The sequence below is a fragment of the Arthrobacter sp. ZGTC131 genome, assembly GCF_002929275.1.
Taxonomy (GTDB): Bacteria; Actinomycetota; Actinomycetes; order Actinomycetales; family Micrococcaceae; genus Arthrobacter.
The window spans coordinates 149,930-163,255 of sequence record NZ_PJIK01000010.1 but is presented as its reverse complement, the minus strand read 5'-3'; the positions used below and the strand labels follow the sequence as shown (position 1 = coordinate 163,255).

General features: G+C 66.4%; 13 protein-coding genes. 5 read left to right on the top strand and 8 right to left on the bottom strand.

Annotated features, from left to right (window positions below):
* Positions 1-247 precede the first annotated feature (247 nt).
* On the top strand, positions 248-754 hold the full coding sequence (locus CXQ90_RS14025) for a DUF2231 domain-containing protein (RefSeq protein WP_104139970.1): 507 nt from the start codon (positions 248-250) through the stop codon (positions 752-754).
* 335 nt (positions 755-1,089) lie between these two features.
* The gene (locus CXQ90_RS14020; protein WP_104139968.1) at positions 1,090-1,350 is read left to right on the top strand and encodes a hypothetical protein; all 261 of its coding nucleotides are present in this window, start codon (positions 1,090-1,092) and stop codon (positions 1,348-1,350) included.
* 143 nt (positions 1,351-1,493) lie between these two features.
* Here the strand turns inward: CXQ90_RS14020 and CXQ90_RS14015 are convergent, their stop codons facing one another.
* A complete protein-coding gene (locus CXQ90_RS14015) occupies positions 1,494-4,445 on the bottom strand; it encodes an ATP-dependent DNA ligase (protein WP_104139967.1) in 2,952 nt (983 codons plus the stop codon).
* Positions 4,446-4,485: 40 nt separating this feature from the next.
* On the opposite strand from CXQ90_RS14015, the gene CXQ90_RS14010 reads away from it, so the two are divergent.
* A complete protein-coding gene (locus tag CXQ90_RS14010) occupies positions 4,486-5,592 on the top strand; it encodes a Ku protein (protein WP_104139965.1) in 1,107 nt (368 codons plus the stop codon).
* 41 nt (positions 5,593-5,633) lie between these two features.
* Here CXQ90_RS14010 and CXQ90_RS14005 read toward each other — a convergent pair whose 3' ends face one another.
* From CXQ90_RS14005 to CXQ90_RS13975, 7 genes are all read right to left on the bottom strand, one after another.
* Positions 5,634-5,900: a Rho termination factor N-terminal domain-containing protein gene (locus CXQ90_RS14005; RefSeq protein ID WP_104139964.1), complete on the bottom strand. Its 267-nt coding sequence runs from the start codon at positions 5,898-5,900 to the stop codon at positions 5,634-5,636.
* 24 nt (positions 5,901-5,924) lie between these two features.
* On the bottom strand, positions 5,925-6,404 hold the full coding sequence (locus CXQ90_RS14000) for an SRPBCC family protein (RefSeq protein ID WP_104139962.1): 480 nt from the start codon (positions 6,402-6,404) through the stop codon (positions 5,925-5,927).
* A gap of 202 nt (positions 6,405-6,606) precedes the next feature.
* Positions 6,607-6,885 (bottom strand): HPr family phosphocarrier protein, encoded by a 279-nt coding sequence (locus CXQ90_RS13995; protein ID WP_056631563.1) that lies wholly within the window; start codon positions 6,883-6,885, stop codon positions 6,607-6,609.
* Positions 6,886-6,938: 53 nt separating this feature from the next.
* Positions 6,939-8,978: a fructose-specific PTS transporter subunit EIIC gene (locus CXQ90_RS13990; RefSeq protein ID WP_104139961.1), complete on the bottom strand. Its 2,040-nt coding sequence runs from the start codon at positions 8,976-8,978 to the stop codon at positions 6,939-6,941.
* 2 nt (positions 8,979-8,980) lie between these two features.
* A complete protein-coding gene (locus CXQ90_RS13985; protein ID WP_104139959.1) occupies positions 8,981-9,979 on the bottom strand; it encodes a 1-phosphofructokinase family hexose kinase in 999 nt (332 codons plus the stop codon).
* On the bottom strand, positions 9,976-10,785 hold the full coding sequence (locus CXQ90_RS13980; RefSeq protein ID WP_104139958.1) for a DeoR/GlpR family DNA-binding transcription regulator: 810 nt from the start codon (positions 10,783-10,785) through the stop codon (positions 9,976-9,978). Before CXQ90_RS13980 ends, CXQ90_RS13985 begins: the two co-directional genes overlap by 4 nt.
* A 317-nt stretch (positions 10,786-11,102) precedes the next feature.
* A complete protein-coding gene (locus tag CXQ90_RS13975; protein WP_104139956.1) occupies positions 11,103-11,360 on the bottom strand; it encodes a DUF6458 family protein in 258 nt (85 codons plus the stop codon).
* A gap of 167 nt (positions 11,361-11,527) precedes the next feature.
* On the opposite strand from CXQ90_RS13975, the gene CXQ90_RS13970 reads away from it, so the two are divergent.
* Together CXQ90_RS13970 and CXQ90_RS13965 are read left to right on the top strand one after the other, a co-directional pair.
* Positions 11,528-12,145, top strand: coding sequence for an alpha/beta hydrolase (locus CXQ90_RS13970; protein ID WP_104139955.1), 618 nt, complete (start codon positions 11,528-11,530; stop codon positions 12,143-12,145).
* A 415-nt stretch (positions 12,146-12,560) separates the two neighbouring features.
* Positions 12,561-13,307, top strand: coding sequence for an HAD family phosphatase (locus tag CXQ90_RS13965; protein WP_104139953.1), 747 nt, complete (start codon positions 12,561-12,563; stop codon positions 13,305-13,307).
* Positions 13,308-13,326 lie beyond the last annotated feature (19 nt).

Sequence of the window (13,326 nt, the reverse complement as noted above, 5' to 3'; positions counted from 1 at the left end):
GGAAGGCGTGGGTGTGGGGGATCGTGACCAAACTTTTTCCTGGAGCCGGCCTTACCGGGGCCTTTTTCGCCGTATTCGCGCATTCTGCGCCCCCTGTGGGCCCTTTCGCGATGTCGTCTGGAGCCGCGATACAACCCTTCGATTGAACCGTTCGACGCCGGTGCTCGTCTGAGTGGGTATCTCCCGTGCCCGAGTACCGCGGGACATGGGTTTCAGGGTTCGATGTTTGCAGACAGGGGTGTTGGGCATGGACTACGAGGTCACCGGCCTGCCAATGCACGTGTTGCTCGTCCACGCCACCGTGGTCTTTGTCCCGCTGGCGGCGCTATGCGTGGTGCTCAGCATCGTCTGGCCTGCCGCCCGGCGGCGCCTGGGAATCGTCACGCCACTCCTGGCGCTCGTGGCGCTGGTCCTGGTGCCCGTGACTGCCGCGGCTGGTGCGTGGCTTCTGGAGCGGGTCGATTCAACGCCCCGGATCATCGCACACATGCAGCTGGGCGGAACGCTGTTGCCCTGGGTCGTGGGCGTGTTCCTCGTGGCTCTGGCGCAATGGCTGTGGTTCCGGTACGGGGCAACGCAGGCTGACGGGCTTCGGAGCCGGCTCGGAACCGCAGGATCCCGCGTAGTGGGTGCGATCGCCGTCGTGCTGGTTCTGGTGCTGTGCGGCGGCACAGTGTTCACCGTGGTGCAGATCGGGGAGTCGGGATCCAGGGCCGTGTGGGAAGGATCCTTCCGCAGCAGCGCCGACGATTGAGTGGTTGCCGTGGGGTTCCCGGCCGGCCCGTTTCTGCCTATGGTGGAGCCATGGGAACACTGATCTTTGAGTAATGGGCCGGCGCGGCAGCCATCGGTTCCCGCCGAGTTTTGCCGTGCCCAGCCTTCCGTATCCGACCACATATACCGCGCTTGTTGAGGCAATGCCTCCGCGTTGCCCGTGTTGCTGAACACAGATTCGTTGCTGGACGCAGCTTCCGGCCGAGTTGAGGCAGCCTGAGAACGGGTGCGAGACCTTTTCTGGTTCCGGCCGATAGACCGGAACCACTGCCCATATGGGTGAACACTTCATTTCATCGCGGAAAGGAAGAACAAATGGCTGACAAGAACAAGGGAACCACCATCAAGCCGGATGTGGCCGCACACCTGGCGGAATCCATGGATAGGCCGCCGCTGCCCACCCCGGAAACCATTGCCGTCACCGCTGCCATGGGCGGAGGCCGGCAGTGGCCCGACGGCAACGGTAAGCGCCGCCACCCCAAGGACCGCGGTTCAAGCCACGGCCGTGTGGGCCAGGAAGCCGCCGTGACGGCGATCCACCGGACCGGCCGCCCGCAGATGCCGCACTCTTCGTAGTCCGGCCTGAGGATGCTCAAATGGCTTGGGGACACCCGAATCCGGGAGTCCCCAGGCCATTTGCGTGTCGGGGATGACTTTGCGCATCGCTATCCCGGCGGGGCTCAGGGCTGGGGCGGGAGGCTCAGGGCTGGGGCTCAGCGTTAAGACTCGGCGACGACGTCCTCCGGCTCCTTGTCCAGCCGCCAGCCGCGCCACACGGGATGCCGGAGTTTCCCGCTGCCGGTCCACTCGCCGAAGGTCACCTCGCCCACCAGCGCGGGACTGACCCAATGGGCATCGGCCGCGTCCGCAGCCGGCACGTCATCGAACGGCGAGCTCTTGCGTGCCAGCCCGTCCATCGTTTGCCGCAATTCCTTGAGTTCGCGCATGCTGAAACCGCTGCCCACGCGGCCCACGTAGCGGAGCGTCTCGCCGTCCGGTATGCCCAGCAGCAGTGAGCCCACCGTGTTGCCCCGTTCGCCCTTGCCGGGACGCCAGCCGCCCACCACCACCTCCTGGGTCTGCTCGATCTTGAGCTTGATCCAGGACCGGCTCCGCTGGCCGCTGACGTAGCGGCTGTCCGTGCGCTTGGCCATCACGCCTTCAAGGCCAAGCTCGCGGGCGCTGTCCAGAATGTGGTCCACGCGCTCATCCAACGTCTCGGATAGTTCCACTGGGCAGTCCGACGGGCTGTAGAACTCCGCGAGGCGTTCCCGCCGTTGCACGAGCGGGAGCCGGCGTAAGTCACGCCCGCCGTCGGCCAGCAGGTCAAAGAGCATGAGCCGGACCGGGATGGCGGCGCGGGCCCTCTTCACGTCGCCCGGTTTGGTCAGTTTCATCCGTCCCTGAAGGACGCCGAAGTCGGGCCTGCCGGTGGGCCCGACGGCGATGATCTCACCGTCGGCGATGAAGTCCTGCGGCGGCCAGCAGCTCCTGTCGGTAAGCTCCGGGTAGCTGGCGGACATGTCGTTGCCGTTGCGGCTGAGCAGCCGGATCTTCTCACCGTCAGCCACCACCAGGGCCCTGATCCCGTCCCACTTGAGTTCGAAGAGCCAGTCGCTGCCGGGGAGATCCGCCGGCGTCCCGGCCGTTGCCAGCATCGGGACCGGGTCCTCGACGATGGCGCCGCCGGCGGTGGACGCGGCGGGACAGCCAGTCTGGGTGGAGGTGCCACGGCCGGTCGGGGTGGAGGGGCCTGCGGCGGACGCGGCCGGACCGGCGGCCGCGGGGGAGGTGCTGTTGGACCGGGACGGGCCCGATGCGCCCTTGGCGGACGCGGCGTGGGGGGCTTCGTGGTGCGGTGCCGTGTCCCGGGAAGCATCGTCACGAGGAGCCTCGTCGTGCGCCGCCTTGTCCCGTGGCTCCTCGACCTGAGGCCCGGCGTCCCGGGGCACCCTGGCCAGGGCCGCCGCCGAGGGCGGGGCGCTGCGCTTGCCGCGGATTCCGTGGGGCTTGTCCATGAGGTGGATGAGCCACTGTGACTGCTCGCCCTGGCCCTGCCCGGTATGGATCAGGGCGAACCTCCGGGTCCCGCCCAGTCCGCCGCCTTCCCGGCCCGTCAGGGTGGCGATGACTTCCCTGCCGTTGACCCACTTTTCCAGTTCATAGGTGCCCTTGTCCCAGATGCTTACCTCGCCGGCTCCGTACTGTCCTTTGGGGATGGTTCCCTTGAAATCGGCGTAGTCCATGGGGTGGTCCTCGGTCTGGACGGCCAGGTGGTTCTTGGAGCCAGTCTCCGGAACGCCTTTGGGCAGGGCCCAGGAGACCAAGACGCCCTCGTGCTCAAGCCGGAAGTCGAAGTGAAGGCGGCTGGCATGATGCTCCTGGATCACGAAGATCTCCTTCGCGCCCTGCGCCCCGGCACCTGCCTTCTGTTCGGCCTTGTCGCCGCCGGTCCTGTCCGCGGTGCTGTCCCCGGTCCTGTCCACGCCGCCATCCCCGGCCCTGGCACCGCGGTGCTTCTCGGCGGTGAATGGCTCCGGCGTCTCGTCCTGGTCGCGCAGGGACCGGTACTTGTCCAGACGCGGATCCCCATGGCCGCCGGTCCCATGGCCGCCGCTCCGGCGGGCGCCGCCGTCGGACTGTCCGCCGCCATCGAACTGTCCGCCGCCGTCGGGCTTTTCGCCGTGGTTACTGGCCGCGGAGGTGCCGGCACCGTGCCGGACGGGCGCATGGCTCCCGCCGCTGGATGCCGCGCCCTGCGGGGCGGCCCCCACGCGTCCGCTGATCTCGTCGACGATGGCGAAGGGGTCCTTGCCGGCCCGGACGCGGCGCATGACCTCCTCGTAGTCCAGCTGCCGGAGGGACGAAGAGCTCAGCTCCCGCCAGGTCCGCGGAGCAGCGACGGTAGGGGTCAGCCTTCCGCGGAGCGAATACGGCACGATGGTGGTCTTGGCGGCGTTGTTCTGGCTCCAGTCCACCAGGACCTTGCCTGTTCTCAGCGTCTTCTTCATGTCGCTGACGGCAAGGTCCGGGTGGTCGGACTCGAGGGCCCGGGCCAGTTCATGGGCGAAATCGGAAATCTGGTCCGAGGTCTGCGTGCCGTCCAAGGCGGCGTAGAGGTGGATGCCCTTGCTGCCGCTGGTGACCGGAACGGGATCCAGCCCCACGTCCTTCAGGATGGCCCGCGCCAGCCTGGCCACCTCCGCGCATTCCGGGAGTCCGGCGCCCTCGCCGGGGTCGAGGTCCAGGACGATCCGGTCCGGCGGCAGGGCGATGCCGTGTGAGTCCACCCGCCACTGCGGGACATGGATCTCCAGCGAAGCGATCTGCGCCATCCACGTCAGCGTGGCGGGGTCATTGACCAGCGGGTAGTAGTTGGTGCTGGTCTTGTGGGTGATGGCGGCCCGGGGAACCCAGCCGGGCGTGGAATGGTCCAGGTTCTTCTGGAAGAACATCTGGCCGGGCTCTTCCGCCGTCCCCACGCCATGGACCCACCGCTTGCGAGTTGCCGGCCTGTTGGCAGCCGCCGGGATGAGCACGGGCGCCACGGCAGCGTAGTAGGTGAGGACATCCGCCTTGGTGGTGCCCGTGGACGGATAGAGCACCTTGTCCAGATTTGTCAGGGTCAATTCCCGGGCGCCCACCCGGACTCGCTCCTTACCGCCGGCCACGGGGCTTCACCTCCGGCGCAGTGTGATGTTCACTTGTCTCATGAGAGCCATCTGGAAAGGCGCCATTGCGTTCGGGCTGGTCAACGTCCCGGTAAAGGTCTACAGCGCCACCGAGGACCACGACATCAGCCTCCATCAGGTCCACAACGCCGACGGCGGCCGGATCCGCTACCAGCGCCGCTGCGAGGTCTGCAGCACGATTGTGGACTATGCGGACATCGACAAGGCCTACGAGGACGATGGCCGCACCGTGATCCTTTCCCGTGAGGAGCTCAAGTCCATACCGGCGGAGAACAGCCATGAGATCGACGTGGTGCAGTTCGTGCCTGCCGAACAGCTCGATCCCATCATGTTCGAGAAGAGCTACTACCTGGAGCCGGATTCGAAGTCGCCCAAGGCCTACATGCTGCTGCGCCGGGCGCTCGAGGACACAGACCGGGTGGCGATCGTGCAGTTTGCGCTGCGCGACAAGACCCGGCTGGGGGCGTTGCGGATCCGCGACGACGTCCTGATGCTGCAGGCCCTGCTGTGGGCTGACGAGGTGCGCGAGGCCGCTTTCCCGGCCCTCGAAACTTCGGTGCGCATCTCCGCCCAGGAACGCGAAATGTCTGCGGCGCTGGTGGAGTCCATGGCTTCCGACTTCGAGCCTGAGCAGTTCACGGACGACTACCAGGCCCAGCTTCGCCAGCTCATCGAGGCCAAGCTGGAGAAGGGCGATTCCCTGGATACCGAGGAGACCTTCGGAGCGGCGGCCGCCGAGTCCGGCAACGGCGAGGTGATCGACCTCATGGAGGCCCTCAAACGCAGCCTCGAGAAGAAGCGGGGAGCGGCCGGGGGAGAGGCCTCCGACGAGGAGGCCAAACCCGCGGCCAAAACGACAAGCAGGAGTGCATCCGGCAGGAGCCGCGCGGCGAAAACCGACGAAGCCGAGGAAGAAAGTGAAGCCAAGGCCCCGGCCAAGAGCGCCACGCGCTCCGCTTCCAAGTCTTCGGGTGCAGCAGCCAAGACGGGTACGGCGAAGACGGGTACGGCGAAGACCGGTACCACGTCGAAGACCGGTACGGCATCCAAGGCCGGCAGCTCCACGAAGTCGGCTGCCGCCGGGAAAACGACGACGGCCGCGAAGACAGCGCGGAAGGGCGCCTAAGGGAGCGGGCACCCTGCCCCGCGGTCTCATGAGAACTCCGCTCAGGAGTTTCTGAGAGCTGAGATGAGTTCGCTCTTCTTCTGGCCCGAGTAGCCCTTGAGGCCGATTTCCTTGGCTCGTGCCTTCAGCTGGGGCACGGTCCAGTCATTGTAGTCACCGGACTTGCCGCCCTTGCGGCCAACCTCGGACCGGCCCTTCTTGGCTGCCGCGTTGGAAATGCGCGCCGCCTTCTGCTTCGAGGCCCCGTCTTCGCGGAGCTCTTCGTACAGTTCCGGGTCTTTCAAGCTGGGGTTCTTTTTCTCAGGCATGGTTACCTCCGGCTTCTGGTGGGGTCAGTGAGCGTCAGGGGCGTCGACCTCACCGCGGTCAACTGCCGAGCGCCAGGCGCCGGTCTCGATGCCGCGGGACTCGATAAATTCCTTGAAGCGCAGCAGATCGGCGGAGACCTGCTGTTCATCCACATGGGCGGCGGCGCCGGTCCTCTCCACCAGCCCTTCCGGCTCCCATTCGAGTTCCACGGTTACCCGGCAAAGGTCCTGGCCCAGGCTTTCGAACGTGACTTTGCCTGCGTGGCGGGGTTTGTCCTTGCTCACCCACGCAATGCACTGGTCCGGCGATTGCTCAAGGATCTGGGCGTCGAATTCACGCTTGATGCCAGCCACGCTAGTGCGGAAGTGGAGGGAGGTCTCGTCGATCTGCTCGACGGATTCGACGCCCTTCATGAAGTGCGGGAACGATTCGAACTGCGTCCACTGGTTGTAGGCGGTGCTGACGGGAACTTCGACTTCGATGCTTTCCTGCAAAGTTGCCACTCTGTCATCCTCCTTCAGCCCGGATCTCCGGGGCGGTATCGAACGGCGGGGCCGCAAATGCCACTATCCAAATCCAAGCTAGTAGGGCTCACGAACAAACACAAGAAACTACTAAGTTTGCTTACTTAAGCGGCTACGGCCGGTTTCCTTCGCAACTCCCTGACGGGTGCTGCGGAGGAAACCGGCCATAGAACTGGCAAGCCTACTCGGCGTCGTGGTCCGTTTCCAGGATCTGGACCAGGCGTTCGAGGGCGGCGTCGGCGCCTTCACCGTCTGCCCGGAGCACCACAACGTCACCGTGCGATGCCCCAAGGCTCATGAGGGACAGGATGCTGGCTGCATCCATTGCCTCGTCTGCCGGCTCACCTTCACGGGCGATGGTGATGTCGAGGTCAAACTCGCCGGCTGCTTCGGCGAAGATAGCGGCCGGGCGGGCGTGCAGGCCTACGCGGCTGGCGACGGTTGCGGTACGTTCGGACATTTCTGCTCCTTGCAATTTGCAGTTCGGGGTTGTGGTGCTGATGGACAGCGGGGTCAGACAGTTACGGGAACGCTCTCCACCGTATCAACGGCCTTGCGGGCCGCCCAGCGCTTGAGGGCGAGCACAACGAGGGCTGTGATCACCGTTCCGGCGAGGATGGAGACGATGAACATCAGCACATTGCCGATGGCGAAGAACACGAAGATTCCGCCGTGCGGCGCCTGCGACGTGACGCCGAAGGCCATGCAGAGCGCGCCGGTCACGGCCCCGCCGGCCATGCTTGCGGGGATCACGCGGAGCGGATCGGCCGCGGCGAACGGAATGGCGCCCTCGGAAATGAAGGAGGCGCCCAGCAGCCAGGCTGCCTTGCCGTTCTCGCGCTCGGCCAGGCTGAAGAGCTTCTTGTCCAGAACGGTGGCCAGGGCCATCGCGAGCGGCGGCACCATACCGGCAGCCATGACGGTCGCCATGATCTGCCACGGCGCCTGGTTGGTGGCGCTGCCGGCGCTCAGGCCGGCAACGGCGAAGGCATAGGCCACCTTGTTGACCGGTCCGCCGAGGTCGAAGCACATCATGAGGCCAAGGATGATGCCAAGAACCACTGCAGAGGTGCCGGTCATGCCGGACAGCCAGCCATTCAGTGCGGCGGTGAGGCCAGCGATCGGACCTCCCAAAACCATGAACATCAGGCCGGAGGCGACGATCGATGCGAGCAAAGGAATGATGACGACGGGCATCAGGCCGCGCAGCCAGCGCGGTACCGACCAGGTCCCGATCACGTGGGCGATGTAGCCCGCGAGAAGGCCGCCGACGATGCCGCCGAGGAAGCCCGCACCCATGAAGCCGGCCACGGCACCGGAAACGAAGCCGGGCGCAATGCCGGGCCTGTCCGCTATCGCATAGGCGATGTAGCCTGCCAGAGCGGGTACCAGGAAGCCCATGGACAGGGCGCCGATCTTGAACATCACGGCACCGAGGTAGATGGCGAGGCCGCCTTCGGGAAGGTTGCCGAAGTTGTTCTCGACCACAACCTTGTCGGCGACGCCGGTGATGTCATATCCGCCCAGCAGGAATCCAAGGGCGATCAGGAGGCCGCCGCCGGCAACGAACGGGATCATGTAGCTGACGCCGGTGAGCAGTGCCCTCTTCAGCTTCTGGCCGATGTGCTCGCCCTTTTCGGCGGCTTCCTGCTCGGCCTGCTCTTCGGCGCCGAAGTGCGGAACGCGGCGGGCATGGGGGTTGTCCGCGGCGTCCAGTGCTTCCTGGACCATCTTGGCGGGCTCGTCGATGCCGCGCTTGACGGGGGCGTTGATGACGGGCTTGCCGGCGAAGCGCTCCTTGCCGCGCACGTCCACGTCCACCGCGAAGATCACGGCGTCGGCGGCAGCGATCACAGCCGGGTCGAGCGGCTTGGCGCCTGACGATCCCTGGGTTTCCACCTGCAGGTCCACGCCCATTTCCTGGGCCGCTGCCACGAGCGAGTCGGCGGCCATGTAGGTGTGCGCGATGCCCGTGGGGCAGGCCGTGACGGCAACCAGGCGCTTGGGGCCGCTCTTTGCCGGGGTGCCGGCGGCTGCGCTTGAGGCTGCTGCGGCGTCGGCGCTGTTTGCCGGGGCGGCCGCTGCGGCGGCGGGGGCCGGCTTGTCCGCGAGGGCGCCCTCGACGAGTTCAACGATTTCCGCCTGGCTGGACGCGGCGCGCAGGGCCCCGGTGAAGTCCTTCTTGATCAGGGACCGGGCCAGCTTGGACAGGAGCTTGAGGTGCTCCTGGTCCGCGCCCGACGGTGCCGCGATGAAGAAGATGAGGTCGGCGGGGCCGTCCTTCGCGCCGAAGTCGACCGGCTGGGACAGCCGTGCCATGGCGAGGGTGGGTTCGGTCACCGCAGCCGAGCGGCAGTGCGGGATGGCGATGCCGCCGGGCACGCCGGTGGCGGTCTTCTGCTCACGGGCGAAGGCATCGGTGAAGAGGCCTTCGACTTCGCTCGCGCGTCCGGTGGCGGCAACCCTGCCAGCCAGGTGCCGGATCACGTCCTCGGGCGAATGGCCCAGGTTCTGGTCGAGCTCGACCAGGTCGGTGGTGATGAGCTGAGTCACTGTCAATCCTTCCGGAGGGCCGTGATGGTAACGGCGTCGGGGGTGGTTTGGTGGACTGCCGGGACTGTGGAGCCCGGCAGGGAAGCGGCTGCGGCACCGTGGGCCACAGCTTGACGGAGGCAGTCAGCCGGGGCGGCGCCCTGGCTGGCGGCAAGCAGATATCCGGCCAGCGACGAATCGCCTGCACCGACCGTGCTGACCGCGGTGACCGGCGGATGCGTGGCCAGCCACGCGCCGTCGGCCGTCACAAGGACAGCGCCCTTCGAACCGAGCGTTGCCAACACGGCCCCCACACCGGAACGCACGACGGCGGCAGCGGCCGCCGCGGCAGCCTCCGGATCCGCTTCGAGTTCCTCAGCCGTGCTCACCGAGGCGAAACCTGCTGCGGCGGCGAGTTCCGCAAGCTCCTCGGCATTGGGTTTGAGCAGATCCGGTTTCCCGGACAATGTGCCGGACGCGTCGTCGGCGATGGCGGCGGCGAGCGGCGCCCCGGACGAATCGACGGCGATTCGCGGGATGCCGGCGCCGGGGTCGGCGGAACGGAGCCTCCGCGTGACCTTGGCGTAAAAATCGGCCGGAACTCCGGGCGGCAGGGACCCTGCGAGGACCACCCAGCTGGCGCCTTGCGAGCGCTCAAGCAGGAGGTCGATGAGGGCCTCCTGCGTTTCCTCGCTGAGGACCGGTCCCGGCTCGTTGATCTTGGTGGTGACGCCTCCGGGCTCGGTGAGCGCCACATTGGTGCGCAGCGGCTCATGAATGGCCAGCGCGGCGAAAGGAACCTTGGCGTCCCGCAGTCCCGCGAGGACGGGATCGGAGTCTGCGCCCGGAAGTACCGCCAGGGTCTCCAGCCCAGATGCCACGAGGGCGCGGGAGACGTTGACGCCCTTGCCGCCCGATTCCTGGCTGACGGAGACTGCCCGCTGCACCTCCCCGCGTTCAAGCGGGCCGGGCAGCGCCACCGTCCGGTCAAGGCTGGGATTTGCCGTGAGGGTGACAATCATGCGATCACCACCTCGACGCCGGCCTCGGCGAGGGCGGCCGCTAGTTCGGAACTGGGTTTGCGGTCAGTGATCACGGTGTCCAGATCTTTCAATGAGGCGAACTGGATGAGCGTTTCCGCGTCCAGCTTGGACGAATCGGCCAGCACCACAATGCGGCGGGCCGAGTGGACAAAGGCAGCCTTGACGGCTGCTTCTTCAGGATCGGGAGTGCTGAGGCCGAAGCTTGCGTGGATGCCGTTGGTGCCCACGAAGGCGATGTCCGGCCGGAGCTTGTGCGCTGCGTCCACGGTCGCCTGCCCGACGGCCGCCTGGGTGAGCCCCCGGACCCGGCCGCCGAGGATCTGCAGGGCTACTCCGGGCGTGCTGGCAAGTTTCGCGGCGATGGGAATGGCGTGGGTGATGACCACCAGTTCGCTTTCGCCGTCGGCGCCATGGGAGCCGGTTCCCCCTGCGCTGCGGCGGGCGAGGAGGTCTGCCAGGACCTCGGTGGTGGAGCCGGCGTCCAAGAGGATGCTGCTGGACGGGCCCTGCGGCAGGAAATTGAGGGCGGCCTCGGCGATGCGGAGTTTCTGGGCCTGCCGCTGGACGGTCCGCTCGAGGATGCTTTCCTCGGTGGTGCTGAAGCGGTCGGCGGAGACCGCGCCGCCGTGCACGCGGCGCACCGTGCCTGCGGATTCCAGGGCGGCAAGGTCGCGGCGGACGGTTTCGGTGGTGATCCGGAAACGCTCGGCGAGGTCGGTGACGCTGGCGCGGCCGCTGGCTGCCACAAGCCCGGCGATCTGCTGCTGACGCTCCTCAGCGAACACATACCCTCCATTGCGTAAGTACTGCACTGCCATTGAAAACCGGTGCTACTGCTGCAAGCCGCTCCGTTCCCGGCTATCAGTGAATGCCAGGCCGGCGGCTGCCTGACTAGCGGCTGCTTATCAGTGACTGTGGTCACATGATCTGTAATTACTTGACTTTATCTTCGTTCGTGTTGGTTTGTCAATGAAAAACCACATGAAACCAAAACGCCGGGCCGGACCCGGAGGTCTGGCCCGGCAGTCCGGTGTTGGTTCTGAGGTTGTCCGGCCGGCGGGCCGTTCGGGGTCGCGTGCTGCTGCGAGACCCGGGTCCGCCGTTAGAGTCCGCCGTCGCGGCTTTCGTTGCGGGTGATCCGCTCGCCGGTGTTGGGGTCCACTACCGAGCGCGTCTCGCTGATGCGGCGGCTCCGCCCGGGAGACGCCAGGACGAGGGAGGCGATCAGCCCGATCACACCCACTGCCATGAGGATGTAGCCGATCAGCGTCTGGTCGACATTCGGGATGAGCCCCGGGGTGATGGCCCACGCCAGGATGGCGCCCAGGGCGATGAGGAAGATGGCGGAACCGATTCTCATGATTTGCTCCTTGCGCTCGCGGACTTTCCGCACCTTGGGTTACGGCCGGTCCTGCGTGAATTGCTAAGCATGCTGTCAAACGTCAGGCTACATCGCGGTAACCCCTGTTTCAATCATCCGCGCAGGTCAGCCCGGGATCGATCCGTTTGAGTCGTTAGGCTGTTCGGATGGAGACAGTCGTCTGGTCAAAGCCGGAAAATGAGCGCGCCGGTACCCCGCTGCTGGTGATGATGCACGGCTACGGCACGGACGAGTCCCGGATGGTGAATCTGTTCGGCCACCTTCCGCCCGAGTTCACGTGCGCCGCGCTGCGCGCGCCCATGCCGATCGCCGAGGGCTACGGGTGGTTCCTGCTGGACTACTTCCTGGCGAACGATTTTGCCGACGTCATCACCGCCGCCAACTCGGTATTTTCCTGGATCGACTTGGTCAAAGGCTCGCACAGCAGCGTGAGCCTGCTCGGGTATTCGCAGGGAATGGCCATGGCAAGCACGCTGATGCGGCTGCGGCCGCGGGACTTCCCCGCCGTCGTCGGGCTTTCCGGTTTTGTCCTGGACAACGATCTGCTGGCGCTCAGCGAATCCTTTGACGTCCCGCCGCCGTTCTTCTGGGGCAGGGACAAGGCCGATCTGGTCATCAACGACGAAGCCACGGACTACACCGCGGAGTGGCTCGATGCGCACACCCGGCTGACCGCGCGTACGTACCCCGGCATGGGCCACGCGATGTCCAAAGCGGAGATGGTGGACGTCAGTGCGTTCCTCCGCCACTATGTCCTGAGCTGAGCAAAAGCCGAAAACGGGCGGGTTAGAACACTTGCCGGGCAAACTGCAAGCGCTTACACTCGTCTTCGGCCGGGACTGCCGGCCCTCGGCGGGAAACGTTGAGGCGAGAGCGTTTTGAAAGGCCGGCTTAGCGATGCCTGCACTCGGGAATGCCCGCCGTGTTGCCCCAAAGCGTTACCACGGTCATTATGGTAGAAGACGTTTTTTAGAACGTCCGCGCGTACACGCCACCTGATCGCCACACTGCCCGCCACTGCAGCCGGGCCAACTGCATCGAAGCAGGCGAACGGTCGAGGCACCGCGCCACCAGCGGCGTGAGCCGCACAATCTGCCCCAACGGTCACCGGCGACCACCCCTCTCCGCATGGTTCCCCAACCAATGCTGTCCGCAATCTGAAAGGACACCGCACCAGGCATGACCGATCTCCCCAGCACCAGCCCCGTCAGCACCCACACCAGCTGGACGGATGCTTCCGCCATCCTCTTCGACCTTGACGGTGTGCTCACTCCCACCGCCGTGGTCCATGAGCGTGCATGGCAGGAACTCTTTGACGGCTATCTCGAGTCCCAGCCCGGTAAGGCCGGCTACCGCGAGAGCGACTACTTCGACCACATTGACGGCAAGCCGAGGTTCGACGGCGTCCGGGACTTCCTGACGTCGCGCGGCATCACGCTTCCCGAGGGTCCCACTGATGACCATCCGGACAACGCCACCGTCCAGGGCCTGGGCAACCGGAAAAACAGAATCTTCAACGACATCGTCAGTTCCGGCGTGGAGCCGTACACGGGATCGGTGCGCTTCCTCGAAGCCGCGCTGGCGCGCGGACTGAAGGTCGCCGTCGTGTCCTCCTCGCGCAACGCCCCGTCGGTGCTGCACGCAGCCGGACTGGACGTCCACTTCCCGGTGGTGGTCGACGGCGTCGTGGCCGCAGCCGAAGGCCTGCCCGGCAAGCCCAGCCCGGCGACCTACGATTATGCCGCCCGGCTCCTGGACCTACCCAGCGAAGAGTGCGTCGTGGTCGAGGATGCCGTTTCCGGCGTGCAGGCCGGAAACGCCGGCAGCTTCCATTCGGTGATCGGCGTGGACCGGGGCGCAGGCCGCCAGACGCTGCTCGATGCCGGCGCCACGCTCGTGGTCAACGACCTTGACGAACTCCTCTAGTCCGGCCGACCCAGCCCGG